The following is a 14,507-nucleotide window of genomic DNA, read 5'->3' as shown; positions in this document are numbered from 1 at the left end:
GTCAGTTCGCCTTCCTACCGAGATCGGAGTGAATCTGGGCGGCGATCGCCGGATGGGTGCCCGCTACGTCCTGGGCAATGCGCTGCAGGACCGTTCGGGCCGTCAGCTCGCTCATCTCGTGGCTGCCCCGGTAGTCGACCATCGTGTCGCCGGACGGCGAGCGCAGCATGAATGCAATGCTGACCAGCTGCCCCTCGTCTGCGGCAGCGACCAGCAATGACAGCAGGTCGACCAGCTCGACCGCCGTGGGGGTGTTCCGCTCGCGCGGGGAAACGTTCATGCAGTTCTCCAGTTGTCGTTGGCCGTGCCGCGCGACTCGCCGACGCGACGGCCGCTGCTGCTGACGTAGCCCTGAGCCGCCTGCCGGATCGCGTCGGCGGGATTGCTGGCCCAGTTGTGGAATGGGAGGTCGGAGTACGTTTCCGTCTTGTCGTTCCAGACCTTGGTGTAACGGCGCAGGGCTTCCAGCCCGCCTCGGCCCTCGCCCGCCTTGGGCGGACCGCAGCGAACCCTGTCGAACCTGCAGCGCGGCAACATGTTGCGGACCATGTCGATGCCCTCGGTGATGTCGTTGATCCGAGGCACGACGACAACTGGCTTGACCCCCAGCTTGCCGGCCACCTGCACGCGGTTCTCGTTGGCCGACCAGTCCTCGTTGGCGCCGTCATGCGGCCAGTAGTGCTTGCCGTATAGGTAGCCGCGCTCCTTCAGCACCTTTGCGTAGTGCGCCACGCCGAAGCCCGAGTTTTCGTAGAAGTCGACGAAGTCCAGCCAGGGCCCGTTCTCCTGCATGAACCAGATGCTCGTCGCATCGCTGCGCCCGATGTCCCAGAAGGTGTGGATGGGCACCTGCGGGTTTATCGGGAGATCGGTGATCCGCCCGCTGCTGTCGGCGGCGGCCATCTCCTTGCCGTAGTACGCACCCTCAGTGCTCGCCTGGAAGGCCTCTTCCGGCGTGCTGGGGTGCTCCCGCTTCATCTTGTCGCGCTGCTCGGCCGCCTTCTTGACGTACCAGGCCTTCTGCTCAGGCCGCAGCGTGTAGTTCATCTCCGCCTCGACCTTGGCGAAGTAGGCCTCGTCTTCGGCCGTGAGCGTGACACCGTCCGGGTCGAGCTCGTTGATGGGATCCCGGAACCACGGATAGAAGTGGAAGCGGTAGTCCATCGTGGTCAGCTTGGCGGTGCCGGCCCGGATCTGTCGGTCCAGCTCGATCGCCGTCTGGCAGCGCTCGTAGAAGTCGCCGGCGGCGCCATAGGCGGTCGACTCGATCACCACGATGTTGCCGGAGGCGATCGCATTCAGTGCACCTGATGCCACCTCCCCTGCCCGCTCCGGATACATGGCGCACATCGGCCCGTACTCGGAGATGTGCAGGAAGGTCAGCGTGCCACCGCGATGGGACACGGAGACCTCGATGCTGGAGCCGTTCGCCAGCTCCAGGACGCCATCGCGCATGTCGCGCCTGACTGCCGGCCGGATCTTCTTCAGCCAGTCCGGCAGGTTGTCATAGGCGTACAGCACCTTGCTACGGAAGAACTTGGCGGCATCGCCGGCGGTGTGTGCGACCACACCGGCCTTCGTGTTCTTCTTGAACAGCGCCATGTCCAGGGCACGGATGCAGGCCCAGGTCGTGATGCCGTGCTGGCGCGACTTCAGCGCCAGGTTCAACGTGTGCAGGTTGTCGTCGAGATCGGCCTGCACCTCGTTCAGCTTGAACTGCACCCGTCGACCGAACTTGTCGGTGATGTAGTACAGGTTGTTCAGCCGCCACCACCGATCACCCAGCTTCTCAATGATTCGGCTGGCGTCCTGGTCGCTCAGTTCCTCCACGGCTTACTTGCTCCGCGAGCTCGAAGGCCCGGGGCCGGTGTCGGATCCATCGATGAGATCCATCACATCGCCCAGGATCCGCGTCTGGCTCTCGATCGGGCCGCCGTTCTTGCCGGTGTGCTCGACTTTCTTGGCAAACATGCCGAAATGCGTGCCCAGGGTCTTCACCGCATCGAGGCGGCTGACCAGCTTGATCTTCTTGGTCAGCCCGACTGCGCGGCGCTCGTCGCCCCGTCCCTCCCACTCTTCGAACACCTCCACGCCCTGGACCAGGCTGGCCTCTTCGACCGTGAGCTCGCTCATTGGCTTCAGGTTGCCGTGCTGGTCGAAGAGGGTCCGGATGTCGCCCAGAGCCATGAATGCCAAGCGAGCCAGCACCGCTTCCTGGTCGACCCGCTGCGACAGCAGCAACTCTTCCTTCCTGCTGGCCAGATAGGCCTGCACCTTGGCGTTGGCCAACAGCCTCGCGGCGGCGGCGCTGGCCGCGGCGCCGGTGGCCTTGTAACCGGCGCGCATGTAGGCCGCGGTGCCATTGAAGTCGACCAGGTACTCGTCCGCGAACCGCCGTTGCTGGTCCTGCAGCCCCGTCGCCGGGTCAATCTTTCCGGCCACTGGCTGGGTTCCTCTCAGGTTGGATCAAAGCTGAACTGCAGGGCCGTCATCTACCCCGAGCGGGAGCTCTACGCTGGACGGCCAATTGAACTGGGACGGTTGCGGCAGCAACGGGCGCACCTGATCCCAGGTCACGACCCCGGCTGGCGGATCTAGCACCAGCGCCACCAGTTTCTCGTTGACCGCGTCGCGCCATGCCACCATGGCCCGCGCCTCCAGCCGGTACCGCTCCACGCCGCTGTTGAAGTAGCCAACGCAGCTCTCGATGCTGTCGTAACCGCGCTCAACAACCACGCCTGTCATCCACGCCCATGCTGCGTCGCGGATGGCGCGATGGTGGGCTGGTGTGTTCGGCTCATAGGGTGGAAGAACCGGCAGCGGTGTGTTCGACTCCAGCCATTCGGTCGGCCACAAGTAATGGCCGCGCGAAATGAAAGTGTCAGTTTCCACACAGTAGAGAACATCAGGATTTTTAGTCAGCTGGTACACATTAAATCTCTGCATCTGCTGTGTACTGGCCGGTAATGATGTAAGAGGATGGATTCGCCAATCCACTACCTTCAATATCCACAATAAAACCACTGTCGGTGACTTGTACGACACTTGGTGCATTTGTAGAAGAGAGCCAACTACTTGCGGCCGGGTTGTAGTACCCCCAGCGGCCTGCAAGACCACCTGAAACTTCCGCACCCATGAAGAAGCGCAAAGTTGGGGGCGCGCGCATAGTTGTCGGGAAACAAATACTGGCGCGCATAGCAGTTGTTGCGAAACTGACAGCGGGGCGGTGAAGGCAAGTCAAGCTATTGTTGGCCGGGGCTTCTGCTACAGGGAACGACTTTTGGTAGTAGCGCTGGCACAGGAGAAGTTCCAAAGCCTGAGAGCGCATCTCGAAGGCAGTAGCCGTCGCGCCTTCTTCAAGCTGCATGCTTGAAATCTCAAACAGTCCAATTTGGCCCGCCAACTGCCCGCCGTGGGCAGTGGTATCGCAAAGCCAAAACACCAGCAATACGTTGCTGTTGGTTCCAATAGTCTTGCCCGCGATAGATGGGAGGGTGAGCGTTACTGAGAACTTTTGGAACGCGGTGCCGAGCGTGACAATCCCTCCATCCACATTCGTAAGCGAAGAGCCTGCGGTTCCGAAAATCTGCTGGCAGGTAACGCCTACTCTTTTCCCAGCCACGTTGCTTCGCATGTAGAAAGAAATCGTAACTTCTCGGCCTGCGAGGGTTTCGACACCTTCGATGTGCTGACCGATCCATGCCGAAGTAGTTCCAGAAACAACATTGAAGCCGAGGTATCGGGTAGCGTCAGGAACTTCGCCGACTGCATGCCCACCGACCCCCCAATTACTTGCGGAGCCGCCAACAGCAGAGCATCGCCAACGGTCGGCGGTGTATACCGCTGCGTTTTGCACGGTGCCGCTATTGCCACGCTGAGTGAATGCAATGTTCCCGTTGATGAGCCGATTTTTTCCAAGAAACCCGGAAACTGCCGATCCGGGCAACGTATCCGCCGCAGCGAGTTCCTCGATACGGGCCGTAGCTTGGTTGAGGATCAGTGGAATTCGAGTAGCCATCAGGTCGTCGCCTGTACGTTGAACGTGCCGCCAGCCCGCAGGCCAATCGCCATCTCGTAGGTCGAGGTCAGGGCGACGTTGAACACCCCGCCAGCCCGGAGCCCAATCGCGAGCTGCAGCGGAACACCGACCAAGATGTCACCGGCGGGCAGCTCCCTGGTGCGGTTGCTCGCATCGAGGACGAGCGGACGCCGTGCTGCCATATCAGGCCCGGACGACCGGATTACCGATCTCGGCGTTGATCTCGCCCACGTCGGTGGCCACGCCCAGGATCTGCAGGATGTGGCCCGCCGTGGTGGTACCCGATGCCAGCGGCACTACACCGCCGGGGGTGGTGTGACTCAGCACGTAGGTCGCGCCCGGGGTCAGCCCCGAAAGCGAGCTGTTCGGCCCTTCGAAGTACACGGTAGCGTCGCTGCCGATGGCGCCGACGCCGGCGCGCACGAATCCATGGGCGCGCTTGCCGGCATTGGCGGCGCTGGCATCGGCCTTGCGCACCTTGGCGGTGCCGGCGTCGTCCCAAATGTTCACGTAGTCGCCGGCGGCCAGCACCTCGCTGGCCGGGTAGATCTTGGTGTCCGCGCCAATGCCGGCCGGCAGCAGCGAGTCGTCGAAGCGGCCGTCCGGGCCGAGGGCCGCAATCTTGCCGGCGTCGGCGGCGCCAGCTGACGCGGTGACGCCTTCGACCTCGGTGGTGATGTTGTTCTTGAGCTGCAGGGTCTTGTCGGCCATGGGTTCAGATCCGCGCGATAGGTGAGTCGAAGTCGATCATCAGGGTGGTGGAGTTGAGCGCGCGGCCAACGCACAGAAGCCATCCGGTTGTGCCTGGGTTCTGCGTCAGCGTGCCGTCGGCGCCGCACCACACCGCGCCGTCGTGCCAGGCCCAGCTGGCTTCCTCGATCGTGCCGGCCAGGCGCACCGTGACGTCACCGGTGTTCACTGACTGCAAGGCGATGCCGACGCATGCCTGGGCGTGCTCCAGCACTGCCGTGTCCGGGTGGTAGGCCATGCCGCTGTCCAGACGGACCACGCGGTGGCCATGGATCTGCTGACCTACCGGATACGTCGCTTCCGGTGAGGTTCCATCACGGCCGGCCGGGCCAGCTGGGCCCTGCCCACCGCGTGCTGCGACCTCGACCGTTCGTGTGTCGGCCTGGATCGCCTCGACCTGGGTGGGCTTTGCTGCTGCGACGACCGGGGTGCGAGGATCCCGGATGGCGACGGCGCCGCGGCGCTCAACCACGATCACGCGCGCCGCCCCTTCAGTGGCTCGGATAACAGGCATCAGCGGGTGGTCTCGCCTTGGACTGTGACCTTGCCGGCCACCAGCGGGATCACGTACTCCGGATCCGCACCTTCAGGCTTGAACAGCTCCAGGCTGTAGCAATGCTTCACCTTGCGCTCGTTGGCTGGATTCAGGACCTCGGTGGCCACGGCGGACACGGTGATCGAAACCACGCCATCCACTGGATCAGCGATGACCAGCGACCCACTCGCGGTGCTGAGCTCCATCACCAGGGTGTCCGCCTGTGTCAGCCCGAACTGGCCCGCCAGCGTCCGCACCTGCATTCGCGCCTGGTAGCCGGTCAGGTCGAACGGGCTCCCATCCGGGTTGGTGTAGGTGAAGTCGTCCTCCCAGGTCGCGCCGCGCACGACCGTGAGGCTGAAGCTGGCGGGCGTCCTGCTCACAGGGTCAGATGGGCGTGCAGCGCGTTGATGAGGTCAAGGGTCACCGCCGCTGCGTCCCGCTGCTGGAACAGGTCCTCGAGCAGCGGCGAGGCACCGATGGCGCGCCCCGTCGATGGGGGGGCGTCCGGCTTCGCATCTGCCAACACCGGCGCGAGGCGACGCGCCAGCTGCTCGATAGCGATGTGCAGATCCCGCTGATTGCGCGCCAGGTCCTTCACGGCGGCTTCGATCGGAGTCTGCGGATCCGCCAGTGGGGTGGCACCGGCTTGCTGGTTCAACATGCTGCTCTCCTATGGCGCCGGGATGGCGCTCAAAGCTGGATTACGTTCTTGGCGTCGAGCCGACGCAGGCACTGTTCGCAGGCCTTTCGCCGCACGTCGCAGGTACGGAGCTTGTCGGCCAGTTGGCCGACCACGTCACCACCGATGTTGTCCCAGGCGTCACCGGCGGCAGGATCTGCAGTCACACGCACGCCGGTGTCCTCACCTGCATCGACACACGGGCGGAAGCACATCGCGTCGCACTGGGCCGGCACGCGCTGCAGGTGCTGCGCGCAGCCGGCCAGCACCATCAGTGCCGCGATCGCGAGAGCGTGGCGCAGCTGCATGACGTCAGCGCTGCGGCCAGTGCCAGCGACCGGGGTGGCTGCCGGATTCCTCGCTGGCCTCGTCCCGGCTGGTGACCCACAGCACGTCATTGCCATCCAGGAACACCTGAGCGTTGATCTGGCCGTTCGGCTGGACCGCCACAACCATCGCGGGCAGCACGTCGCCGGCGGCGGCCTTGTTACCAATGTGCGCCTGGGCACCGACTGGCCAGGTGTTGTCGAGCAGGCGCTCCTGGATGGCCGGGCCATCGGTACGGCGCGCATTGATGCGGAGCGCGTCGGTATTGCTCAGGGTGTAGTGGACGATCCGCCCGATCGCTGGTTTCTGGGTCACTTCGCGGTCCTGCTGGTCGGCCCGAGGGCCTGGTTGATGGCATCGACCCGGGCCTGGCCCGGGGCGCAGTTGGCTGGCAGCGGCTGCGCTGCAGCTGCTGCTCGGTAGATGGTTCTGGTTCGCTCGCCGCGTGCGGCGATCGTCTCGAGCCGCTGCAGCAGCTGGGCGTTGTCGGTCTGAGCCTGGCGCGCGATCTCCGCCGTCACCCCGAGCGTGTCTTCGAGGGTGGCGGCGCGCGCTGCAGCTGCAGTCGCGCGGCGATCGCCGTACTGCCTGACGTTGAGCCACAGCGACAGGGCCAGTAGGCCGGCCAAGATGGCCACCCACTTCCAGGCTGCCCACCAGGCACTGACCGCCGCCCTGGTGATCACTGCAGGCGGCCCTGGCAGGTGGCCATTTCCCACTGCCGGCGATCGATGATTCCGCCGCACTTCGAGCTCCACTGAGGCAGAGCGCAGTCACGCTTTGCGCCACCGATGGTGACGTACCGCCACTTCCACATTTCGGTGCAGGCAGGCTGGCGCTCGCCGGCGTTGAGCCGCTTCGCCGCGGTGCTGGCGCAGAAGGCCGGTGTCCCGATGTTGTAGGCGAAGTGGCCCCAGGCCTTGATCTCGTGGAATTCGAAATCACCGCGAACGCACCGCCCCATGTGGCCCAGCATCGTCCGCACGTAGGCCGTCTCGAGCCTGGTGCAGTCTTCGTCGGTGTAGCGCTTGCCCTTCACCACTGCCGGGCCGGTGATACCGGCGCAGACGGTCAGAATGCCGGCCGAGTCGTCGTACGGCGTGTAGCGCCGCCCTTCGTGGGCCGAATCGTTCGTTCCCAGGGCAGCTACCAGCGCGCCAATCAGCGCCAGTGGTGCAGCGGCGAAGCCGATCCGCTGCTTGGTACTGAGCGTGGTGTCAGCCACGGCGGCGGATCCATGCCCAGAAGCGCCTGGCATTGCCCATGCGCGCGGACCACCAGGCGGACCAGTCGCCCCAGTTCTTCACCATGACGGTGAACGTCTGGACGACGGTGAACACGATCGTGCCGATCAGCGCCCAGTCGCTCAACGTGTAGCCCGGCGAGTAGGTCGCTGCGGTGACGCTGGCTGCCGCCCCGATCTTCGAACCCGCGACCGCCAGGTCCGTAGTGATCTGCTCTTTGATGCCCACCGCGGTTCCCCCAATGAAAGGAGGCCGGCATGGCCCACCACTACCGCGGTTGCAAGGTCGCGCGGACACCAGCGGCGCGTCTCACGACGGCCTATGTGCTGGCTTGAGTGGTGGCCATGACTACCGGCCGTTTGGTAGCGGGAGGTGGATTCGAACCACCGACCTCGTGGTTATGAGCCACGCGAGCTGCCGGACTGCTCTACCCCGCAAACAAGAAAGCCGCTGATCAACCAGTGGACTCCCACGTCCTGGTCAATCAACGGCCTTTGAATTGAGGCGCCCATAAGAACGCCCACTGTAGGAATTCAACCCTACTTTCGGTTCCCGAGGCAACTGCGGTTCCTCATGAGGAAGAAATCTTCCTCATGAGGAACGACTGAGGTCATCTAGATAAACGTTTCCTCTGCCGCCGATCAGTCTTTGTAACCGGGTGTTGTGGCGTAATCATGGTTTGGGTGGAGCCAAGTGATGTCGAACTGCAATCCCTGTTTCCGCCCTTCCTCGATCGGGTACATCGTGTCACGGATAGCCGTAAGTAAGGCCTCCACTACCGTATCCGCCAAACCATTCCCTACATAGGGACTCAACATATGCGGGGCTTTGACATGGACACTGCGAGCGAAATGGTATGGGCTTGCGGCGATGTCCGACCACCAGATTTTCACCCGCAGATCGAACTGTCGGCCGTGACCCGTATCCATCCGGAGCACGTACTCCCAAGCGACCCGACCATCAAGGACGTCGCCACGCGTCTTGAGATCTGTTCCGATGAAGCTCGCGGCTGCACGCAAGGCCTCCTCCGCTGTAACGATTTGCCCCTGCAGGTTGAAGAACTGTCCCGACATTGCTGCTCCCTGTTCTGGCCAACATGGCCCTAACAAACCTTAACAAATGTGATAATCCCGGCCAATACAGGGAGGATGTCGCAATGGTTGAGACGGTTTGGGGAATGACGGACCTGCAGCTACGACTGTTCACCGCGATAGGTCAACTTAGCTTGGCCGGCGGCGTCTTCTACGTCGCCCTGCGGCAATGGCTGACTGCCCGTGAGCAGGCCGCTACGGCGAAGAAGAAGCTGAAGGCGGACCTCTTCGATAAGCGCATGGCTGCGCTAAACGAGGTGGAAAGCCCCATTATCGAGATCCTGAAGGATGTGCCAGACCACACCAGAGCAGTCAGAGTGCGAACCGGTGCGCGGCGATTCCGTTACCTCTTCGGAAACGACGCGTACATGGCCGCCGTGGAACTCGGCGAAATGGCCACGGACCTGGCCAATCTCCGGAATGACCTCAACTTGCCCCATGTAGACCCGTACAAGCGACAGGAGATGGCCAGGAAGTACCAGCTCTTCAGCGCGCTTCTCGACCCCAAGCTGTCAGTGCTTCACGACTTTTGCACTGCTGAATTGACCCTATCCGAATAAGGGCGCCAAAGCTGCTCTGGTCACCACATCGCTTGCCGGAACCCCCGTCGGCCTCCGTGAAGCGCCTCCTGTAATACGGCGCTGGCGCACTTGTGTGCCTTGATGTAGTTGCCCTTGCGCATCTTCGCTGACTTGGCCAGCCCGGCGAACGGCTGCCGCCGCTCGGGCCACACCAGTTCGTGGGCTGCGTCGTAGATCACCAGACGCAGGCGCCAGCGATCAGCCGGCTTGCCAAGATCCAGCGGCCGCGGTCGCATAGCGCGGATGTCCTTGGCCACCTGTCGGTATGCAGCAAGGGACAGCCTGGCGAACGCCGATGGCCCCATCCGAGTCGCGACAGCCAGCGCGGTGTGCTTCTCAAGGGGGTTTCGCATGTAGCCGACCGCGCCGGCGATGTCGCTGCTGCCCAGTGGCGCCAACGTGCTGCGCCCCTCCACGGGCATGCGGTAGCTCCCGCCAACCAGCAGGCGAGACAGCATCTCCAGGACGTCGCCCTTGCCGTCGTCATCGAATCCATCCGGCGCTGCGCCCCGGCGCCGCTGTGCTGTGCCATCGTCCAGAACCGGCAGGATGGGTGCGCGCCGGCACCAGGCGTCCAACGCAGCGGCCAGAGCACCGGCGGGATCGGGGCCGACGAACACGGCTGAGGATGCCCCGCAGCTGCAGCACTGGATCTGTGCACCGCGGGGAAACAGGCTGGCCGGGACGGTGCCGCACCGACCACACTCGAGAGGCGCGGCGCTGTCGAACACTGCGCTCCGCGGCCCGCAGTGCCGGCACTGGAACTGCACTGGCTGCGACTCGCGGCCAGGCCAGCACACCCTCGCCCTGCCGTTGCAGTTGGCACAGGAGGGGATCTTCGTCCCCTTGAGTAGCGTCGCCTCGAGCTCGCGCGCGACGGCGAGTGCGTTGGTGCCGACTGCAGCTTCGTTCATGGCGCCTGTTCCTGGATCTTCTTTGCCACCGCTGCAGCGCGCGCGGCGCGCGCCTTGGCCAGCACCTGCGAATAGGCCTCGGGGTGCTGCTCATCGAATGCAGGGAGAGTCCCGCGGGCCCACCTCCCCTCGCCCAGTTGCTTCAGCCACCCGTCGGTCGCACAGAAGCGGCGCGGATCCACGCCATGGGCCCGGACGCCCTTCGCAGTCGTGAAGCCATCGAGTTCGAGGTCGGCCAGCACCTTCAGCGCGCCAACCTTCCAGGGTGTCAGCTGGATCGGCGCCGGCACACCCGCGGCAACCCGCGGCACGAACTCAGGCAGCTCACAGCGCTCGGTGGGGTTCCAATCGAACCATGCTGTGGGTCCCCACTCGCGGAGATCACCGGATGCGCGGTCCCACGGGGCGGGCTGGTGCAGGCCATGCCGCTGCACCTCGCGCTGGATCTGCTGCCCGGGCTCCGTCTTCCACCGGGCGGTGCAGCTGTCCGGGACCAGGACCTGAACGCCCAGCGCATCGAGCATGCGTGCAATGCCGTAGTTTGCTGCCGTCGTACAGGGAACCAGCACCGCCCTGAAGTCCGGGCCCCGCTGGTCGGCGTTGCTCCAGTGCACCGGTAGGATCTGATCGGCCACCTTGGAGTTGAGCTGCAGCTTGGCCTCGATGCCGAGCTGGTGCCCGGTCGTCTTCCAGACAGCGAGGATGTCGAAGCCGGCCGTCTCGGGGTATATCTCCCAGCCGCCAGCCGCGGTCAGGGAGTCGATCAGGCACCTGCACAGGGCAGCCTCGGTCGGGAACTGCGCCTTCAGCTCTGCAGGTTTCATTGGCCCTTCCTCTTGAATGCCTTGGCCATGCCGTCGTACTTCACGACATCGGCGACCAGTTGCGAGTCCTGAGCAGCACGGGCGGCGAGCTCTGCCTCGCACGCCGGTAGCGGCTGCGCTCGGAGCTCTTCGAGCCTGGCGCGTGCCTGGTTGGCCTTGTCCTGGGCCCAGAGCGCCTTTGTCGCGAGCGGCCGTTCCTTGGCCGCCCGATCAACGTTCGGCAGTCCGCCAGCCGAACACCTGCGCTCGATCTCCTGCAGCAGGGCCGTGGTGGACACCGCGCTGAGGTCGACGCGGGTGCCGGCTGCGCTGCCGCTCGATCTCCAGCCGCTCATGCCAGGAGCACCTTGATCGGGTAGTGGTGCTCGACCTCGCGCTTCTTGATCCGGAATTCCTTGGTCTGCTTGCCTTTCACGTCGACAAACTCGACATCACCGGTCCGCAAGAACACCAGGAAATCCAAGACGTACTTCGTGCCGCCGGGAAGGTGCATCGGCACCTGACGCAACCAGTAGTGCACCTCGCCGGCCTGCTGCCGCAGTTTCAGCTGTTCGAAGTAGCGCGCCTCCCGCTTGGAGTCGAACCGAATCCCATCGACCATCGTGACCACGTTGCCGTACTTCGATCGCTTCGGTGCCGCAGCCACTTCTTCCGGGCGCAGCGCCGGCGCCGGTTTGCTCTCGACAGCGCGCGCCTTCTGCAGCAGCTGCTGCATTCCTGCAGGCATGTCCTCGACACGGCTATATCTCAACCCGCGGTTGCTCATGCGCCAGCGTCCTCGCCCTGGTTCAACAGTCGCGCGGCACGCTGCTCGAACGCGGAGATCTGAACGCGGACACGCTGCTCGAACGCGGTGTAGTCGCGTGCGATATCGGCGAGCAGGATTTTGCACTCGGCCTGCAGGAATGCCAGCCGCTGGTCCACGGTGATCTGACGGAACTGGTGTTGCGCCGGCAGGGGCTGCGCCGCGACAGAATCGCCAGCTCCAACGGCTCGCGTGCCAGGTGCCAGTGGTCGCTCCACGCGCGCCAGGCCCGCGACAGCAGTCCACGTCGGTTCCCCACGGCCGTACCTCGGGTTCTGTCTATCCTCGCCCTGGACGACAAGGACCTCGCCGAGCATGCCGCGCAGGATGCCGGCCACCGCCGCCGGTGTGATCGCTGCACACTCCCTGGGATGGCCCATGGCCAGGGCCAGGGTGGTCATGCCTTCATGCACTTCCGAGGCAGTCATCGGCTCACCGCCTTGTTGCAGGGCGTACAGCACCTGCTGGCGGTGGTAGTTGCGCAGCTGGTCCGGGTCGATCATCGGTCCAGCCCTGCAGCAGCCATCTTGCCCGTCGCCGGCGGATGGTCGTCGTTGCCAGGCTCTGCGGATCCCTTGCCGAAGATCTCCGCGATCTCCCGCTCAGCACGACGCAGGGCTTCAGGACTGGCCGGTACCGGCGGCGACGCTGCGGCCTGGCCGAGCACCGCTACTGGCTCTTCCGGCAGCCTCCCGCCGCGCATCACGTACTCGCGTGCCTGGTCGTAGGCCTCGCGCAGCAGGCGGTCGCTCTTGTCCGCGCTCGAGGTGCGGTACCGGTGACCGTCCAGGTACTGCCACACCAGGCGCGTGAAGCCATCCCGGCGGCCGGTGTCGTTGCGAACCGCGGCGAAGCTCGGCACACCGAGGCAGCGCAGGCGGAATTCCGGCAGGGTTGGTGGCCATGGGTCAGCCGAGGCGATGCTCGACCCCAGGCCAGCGGCCAGCTGCTCACCGGTGAGCCCGGCAAGCCCCTTCGCCCACGTCGCGGCCGCGCCGCCACTGGGATCCTCACCGTAGGCGCTGGTCCAGCGGTACCCGTAGATCTCAGCCATGCGCACCCACAGCGTTCGCGTAGCCCGGGCCGTCAAGGGCGCCTGCTGCGCCGGCGGCTGCGTCTGCCTCTGCAGCGGCGTCACGGAGCTCGTCCTTTTCTGCTCGACGTCGGACTCGTTCGGCAGCAGAGCCTGAATTGTTGGCATGATCGGTCCCCTCGGGTTTCGGTGTTACGGGCAGTGCCAGGCCTGCAGCCATCGTCTGGCGCAGGGAACGGTTGAGGTCGTGGCCGTCGGCCGTGAGCTGGCGGAACCGCGGCTGCAGCTCCAACCAGCTGCTGATCGTCATCGGCTTGCCCAGCACGCGGCGGTGCCGCACGAACCTGGCCAGGACTTGCGGGTCCAGACCCGGCGGCAAACGGGGGATGCCCATCAGCTCGCGATCGACCTCGTCGGCGCTGAGCTGCGGCATCACCGCTTCGTCGTCGCGTGCTTGCGCGTTTGACGATTCAATGACCTTTACTGATCTTTCATGACCTTTAGGGTCCGTCTCGCGTACCGGTTGAGTACGTGAGACGGACCGGTCAGGTCCGTCAGACGTACCGGTCGAGTTCGCGAGACGTACCGGTCGTTCTTGCGTACCGGTGTTTCCCGCGTACCGGTCGGCGTCTTCAGTCTCATCCGACCAGTCCGTGTCGCGGACCGGTTCGGCATCCGTACCGGTGTGTGTGGCGGACCGGTCAGCACCTTCGACGTTCTCGGACCGGTCCGTCTGGCGAACCGGTTTAGATGCGCGCCGCGGCTTCGACGCGAACGCGTTCTTGTCCAGACGGCCAAGGTTGAGGCTGTACCGGTTGCTGTACTTGGTGCCGCCGGCATCACTGCCGCCGCGGCGAATGGTCAGCACCTGGTTGTCTTCCAGCCACGCGATCGCGCTGAGCAGTGCTGTCTTGCTCAGGCAGGTCTTCTCGATCAGCGTGGTGAGGCCCGGAAAGGCCATGCCGAAGTCATCTGCATGCCACGCAATCGCCATCAGCACCGCCTTTGCGGGCGGTGGCATCTGCAGTGGCCAGCAGAGCTTCGTGATTTCGTTGCTCATTGCGCAGGCCTATCCCGTTACGGGCAGCCCACCATGACGACGGCGTTTGCCCTGCTAGGCGCGGTCCATTCGTTGGGGCTGCTGAACTGCGCACGAACCTGTCCATGGATGGCACCTTGGCGCGGCTCCGGCGCTGGCGTATTGAGGCGTTCCAACTGGCTGGAGACACGCTCCGCCGTCACCGCGCACTGCAGCTGTGCATCGAGCAGCTGCTGCAGCAGCTGCTGCCGGCGTTGCTCCGTCGGAATGGCGCGCACCTCGTAGCCGAGGTCGGCGGCCATGGCCAGGAAGAGCTGGTGGCGATCAAATCGACGCATGAGTGCCCACAGCTCGCCGATCTTGAAGAACTCGGCCTTGTTCGGGTTGAGGCAGCTGTTGAACTTGGCAACCGCGCTGGCCCAGTCCTTCAGCTTCTCCTTGTCCCAGAAGCCGTTGTCCAGGAGGAACTGGATCATTTCGTTGCGGGTGTGGGCGTCGACGTCACAGGTCGCCTTCAGAGCGGCCAGAGCGTCCTGCAACCAGGTTTCTTCAATCCAGGGCATGGGAGTCCTCGGGGTTTTGATAGCCGCGCGATACAGGTAGATGCAGCGCGCGCCGTGTGCGAGATATGTGCGAGATATGT

The 14,507-nt window shown here is 64.6% G+C and carries 25 protein-coding genes and 1 tRNA gene; 1 reads left to right on the top strand and 25 read right to left on the bottom strand.

Annotation, left to right across the window (positions count from 1 at the left end):
• Position 1 precedes the first annotated feature (1 nt).
• The 17 genes from CR156_RS06595 to CR156_RS06520 all read right to left on the bottom strand — a co-directional run bounded on the left by CR156_RS06595 (position 2) and on the right by CR156_RS06520 (position 8,650).
• Positions 2-280: a hypothetical protein gene (locus tag CR156_RS06595; RefSeq protein ID WP_100552248.1), complete on the bottom strand. Its 279-nt coding sequence runs from the start codon at positions 278-280 to the stop codon at positions 2-4.
• Positions 277-1,722, bottom strand: coding sequence for a DNA packaging protein (locus CR156_RS06590; RefSeq protein ID WP_243381720.1), 1,446 nt, complete (start codon positions 1,720-1,722; stop codon positions 277-279). The genes CR156_RS06595 and CR156_RS06590 overlap by 4 nt, the downstream gene beginning before the upstream one ends.
• 111 nt (positions 1,723-1,833) lie before the next feature.
• The gene (locus CR156_RS06585; RefSeq protein ID WP_100552246.1) at positions 1,834-2,442 is read right to left on the bottom strand and encodes a terminase small subunit; all 609 of its coding nucleotides are present in this window, start codon (positions 2,440-2,442) and stop codon (positions 1,834-1,836) included.
• A 24-nt stretch (positions 2,443-2,466) separates the two neighbouring features.
• A complete protein-coding gene (locus CR156_RS22685; RefSeq protein WP_133120061.1) occupies positions 2,467-2,931 on the bottom strand; it encodes a hypothetical protein in 465 nt (154 codons plus the stop codon).
• Between the two features lies 1 nt (position 2,932).
• The gene (locus tag CR156_RS22680; protein WP_133120060.1) at positions 2,933-4,018 is read right to left on the bottom strand and encodes a carbohydrate binding domain-containing protein; all 1,086 of its coding nucleotides are present in this window, start codon (positions 4,016-4,018) and stop codon (positions 2,933-2,935) included.
• A complete protein-coding gene (locus CR156_RS06575) occupies positions 4,018-4,221 on the bottom strand; it encodes a hypothetical protein (protein WP_100552244.1) in 204 nt (67 codons plus the stop codon). Before CR156_RS06575 ends, CR156_RS22680 begins: the two co-directional genes overlap by 1 nt.
• A 1-nt stretch (position 4,222) precedes the next feature.
• A complete protein-coding gene (locus CR156_RS06570; protein ID WP_100552243.1) occupies positions 4,223-4,750 on the bottom strand; it encodes a hypothetical protein in 528 nt (175 codons plus the stop codon).
• Positions 4,751-4,754: 4 nt separating this feature from the next.
• Complete coding sequence (locus CR156_RS06565) at positions 4,755-5,267, bottom strand: hypothetical protein (RefSeq protein ID WP_243381718.1); 513 nt, start codon at positions 5,265-5,267, stop codon at positions 4,755-4,757.
• Positions 5,268-5,302: 35 nt separating this feature from the next.
• The gene (locus CR156_RS06560; RefSeq protein ID WP_100552241.1) at positions 5,303-5,707 is read right to left on the bottom strand and encodes a hypothetical protein; all 405 of its coding nucleotides are present in this window, start codon (positions 5,705-5,707) and stop codon (positions 5,303-5,305) included.
• Complete coding sequence (locus CR156_RS06555; RefSeq protein WP_100552240.1) at positions 5,704-5,988, bottom strand: hypothetical protein; 285 nt, start codon at positions 5,986-5,988, stop codon at positions 5,704-5,706. Before CR156_RS06555 ends, CR156_RS06560 begins: the two co-directional genes overlap by 4 nt.
• 29 nt (positions 5,989-6,017) lie before the next feature.
• Positions 6,018-6,314 (bottom strand): hypothetical protein, encoded by a 297-nt coding sequence (locus tag CR156_RS06550; protein ID WP_100552239.1) that lies wholly within the window; start codon positions 6,312-6,314, stop codon positions 6,018-6,020.
• A gap of 4 nt (positions 6,315-6,318) precedes the next feature.
• Positions 6,319-6,648, bottom strand: coding sequence for a hypothetical protein (locus CR156_RS06545; RefSeq protein ID WP_100552238.1), 330 nt, complete (start codon positions 6,646-6,648; stop codon positions 6,319-6,321).
• Positions 6,645-6,971, bottom strand: coding sequence for a hypothetical protein (locus CR156_RS06540; RefSeq protein WP_133120059.1), 327 nt, complete (start codon positions 6,969-6,971; stop codon positions 6,645-6,647). Before CR156_RS06540 ends, CR156_RS06545 begins: the two co-directional genes overlap by 4 nt.
• 44 nt (positions 6,972-7,015) lie before the next feature.
• Positions 7,016-7,558 (bottom strand): lysozyme, encoded by a 543-nt coding sequence (locus CR156_RS06535; RefSeq protein ID WP_100552236.1) that lies wholly within the window; start codon positions 7,556-7,558, stop codon positions 7,016-7,018.
• Positions 7,551-7,805, bottom strand: coding sequence for a hypothetical protein (locus CR156_RS06530; protein WP_164186119.1), 255 nt, complete (start codon positions 7,803-7,805; stop codon positions 7,551-7,553). The genes CR156_RS06535 and CR156_RS06530 overlap by 8 nt, the downstream gene beginning before the upstream one ends.
• A 132-nt stretch (positions 7,806-7,937) precedes the next feature.
• Positions 7,938-8,014, bottom strand: a tRNA-Met gene (locus tag CR156_RS06525).
• 204 nt (positions 8,015-8,218) lie between these two features.
• Positions 8,219-8,650, bottom strand: coding sequence for a hypothetical protein (locus tag CR156_RS06520; RefSeq protein ID WP_100552235.1), 432 nt, complete (start codon positions 8,648-8,650; stop codon positions 8,219-8,221).
• Positions 8,651-8,733: 83 nt separating this feature from the next.
• Between CR156_RS06520 and CR156_RS06515 the strand changes: the two genes are divergently transcribed.
• Positions 8,734-9,228 carry a hypothetical protein gene (locus CR156_RS06515; RefSeq protein ID WP_065195876.1) on the top strand — a complete coding sequence of 165 codons (495 nt, stop codon included), beginning with the start codon at positions 8,734-8,736 and terminating at the stop codon, positions 9,226-9,228.
• 20 nt (positions 9,229-9,248) lie between these two features.
• On the opposite strand, the gene CR156_RS06510 is transcribed toward CR156_RS06515, so the two are convergent.
• Genes CR156_RS06510 through CR156_RS06475 form a run of 8 tightly spaced genes read right to left on the bottom strand, consistent with a single transcriptional unit; the run spans position 9,249 to position 14,427 of the window.
• A complete protein-coding gene (locus tag CR156_RS06510) occupies positions 9,249-10,163 on the bottom strand; it encodes a hypothetical protein (protein WP_100552234.1) in 915 nt (304 codons plus the stop codon).
• The gene (locus CR156_RS06505; protein ID WP_100552233.1) at positions 10,160-10,987 is read right to left on the bottom strand and encodes a hypothetical protein; all 828 of its coding nucleotides are present in this window, start codon (positions 10,985-10,987) and stop codon (positions 10,160-10,162) included. The genes CR156_RS06510 and CR156_RS06505 overlap by 4 nt, the downstream gene beginning before the upstream one ends.
• Positions 10,984-11,322: a hypothetical protein gene (locus tag CR156_RS06500; protein WP_100552232.1), complete on the bottom strand. Its 339-nt coding sequence runs from the start codon at positions 11,320-11,322 to the stop codon at positions 10,984-10,986. Before CR156_RS06500 ends, CR156_RS06505 begins: the two co-directional genes overlap by 4 nt.
• Positions 11,319-11,702, bottom strand: coding sequence for a DUF1064 domain-containing protein (locus CR156_RS06495; RefSeq protein WP_231113991.1), 384 nt, complete (start codon positions 11,700-11,702; stop codon positions 11,319-11,321). The genes CR156_RS06500 and CR156_RS06495 overlap by 4 nt, the downstream gene beginning before the upstream one ends.
• Positions 11,703-11,749: 47 nt before the next feature.
• Entirely contained in the window at positions 11,750-12,295 is a 546-nt protein-coding gene (locus CR156_RS06490; protein WP_065195871.1) for a hypothetical protein, read from the bottom strand.
• Entirely contained in the window at positions 12,292-12,846 is a 555-nt protein-coding gene (locus tag CR156_RS06485; RefSeq protein WP_032977757.1) for a hypothetical protein, read from the bottom strand. The genes CR156_RS06490 and CR156_RS06485 overlap by 4 nt, the downstream gene beginning before the upstream one ends.
• Entirely contained in the window at positions 12,839-13,885 is a 1,047-nt protein-coding gene (locus CR156_RS06480; protein WP_100552231.1) for a helix-turn-helix domain-containing protein, read from the bottom strand. The genes CR156_RS06485 and CR156_RS06480 overlap by 8 nt, the downstream gene beginning before the upstream one ends.
• Before the next feature lie 17 nt (positions 13,886-13,902).
• Positions 13,903-14,427, bottom strand: coding sequence for a hypothetical protein (locus CR156_RS06475; RefSeq protein ID WP_100552230.1), 525 nt, complete (start codon positions 14,425-14,427; stop codon positions 13,903-13,905).
• Positions 14,428-14,507 lie beyond the last annotated feature (80 nt).

Origin of the sequence: Stenotrophomonas lactitubi (assembly GCF_002803515.1) — a bacterium.
Lineage (GTDB): Bacteria > Pseudomonadota > Gammaproteobacteria > Xanthomonadales > Xanthomonadaceae > Stenotrophomonas > Stenotrophomonas lactitubi.
The sequence above is the reverse complement of the archived record's forward strand: the minus strand, read 5'-3'. Positions and strand labels throughout refer to the sequence as shown.

Bases quoted from the DNA above. Each gene is read 5' to 3' on its own strand.
- CR156_RS06495 (WP_231113991.1), bottom strand. From the start codon at position 11,702: ATGCAGCAGCTGCTGCAGAAGGCGCGCGCTGTCGAGAGCAAACCGGCG.
- CR156_RS06595 (WP_100552248.1), bottom strand. From the start codon at position 280: ATGAACGTTTCCCCGCGCGAGCGGAACACCCCCACGGCGGTCGAGCTG.
- CR156_RS06490 (WP_065195871.1), bottom strand. From the start codon at position 12,295: ATGATCGACCCGGACCAGCTGCGCAACTACCACCGCCAGCAGGTGCTG.
- CR156_RS06510 (WP_100552234.1), bottom strand. From the start codon at position 10,163: ATGAACGAAGCTGCAGTCGGCACCAACGCACTCGCCGTCGCGCGCGAG.
- CR156_RS06485 (WP_032977757.1), bottom strand. From the start codon at position 12,846: ATGGCTGAGATCTACGGGTACCGCTGGACCAGCGCCTACGGTGAGGAT.
- CR156_RS06575 (WP_100552244.1), bottom strand. From the start codon at position 4,221: ATGGCAGCACGGCGTCCGCTCGTCCTCGATGCGAGCAACCGCACCAGG.
- CR156_RS22680 (WP_133120060.1), bottom strand. From the start codon at position 4,018: ATGGCTACTCGAATTCCACTGATCCTCAACCAAGCTACGGCCCGTATC.
- CR156_RS06570 (WP_100552243.1), bottom strand. From the start codon at position 4,750: ATGGCCGACAAGACCCTGCAGCTCAAGAACAACATCACCACCGAGGTC.
- CR156_RS06520 (WP_100552235.1), bottom strand. From the start codon at position 8,650: ATGTCGGGACAGTTCTTCAACCTGCAGGGGCAAATCGTTACAGCGGAG.
- CR156_RS06500 (WP_100552232.1), bottom strand. From the start codon at position 11,322: ATGAGCGGCTGGAGATCGAGCGGCAGCGCAGCCGGCACCCGCGTCGAC.
- CR156_RS06550 (WP_100552239.1), bottom strand. From the start codon at position 6,314: ATGCAGCTGCGCCACGCTCTCGCGATCGCGGCACTGATGGTGCTGGCC.
- CR156_RS06475 (WP_100552230.1), bottom strand. From the start codon at position 14,427: ATGCCCTGGATTGAAGAAACCTGGTTGCAGGACGCTCTGGCCGCTCTG.
- CR156_RS06555 (WP_100552240.1), bottom strand. From the start codon at position 5,988: ATGTTGAACCAGCAAGCCGGTGCCACCCCACTGGCGGATCCGCAGACT.
- CR156_RS06505 (WP_100552233.1), bottom strand. From the start codon at position 10,987: ATGAAACCTGCAGAGCTGAAGGCGCAGTTCCCGACCGAGGCTGCCCTG.
- CR156_RS06480 (WP_100552231.1), bottom strand. From the start codon at position 13,885: ATGAGCAACGAAATCACGAAGCTCTGCTGGCCACTGCAGATGCCACCG.
- CR156_RS06515 (WP_065195876.1), top strand. From the start codon at position 8,734: ATGGTTGAGACGGTTTGGGGAATGACGGACCTGCAGCTACGACTGTTC.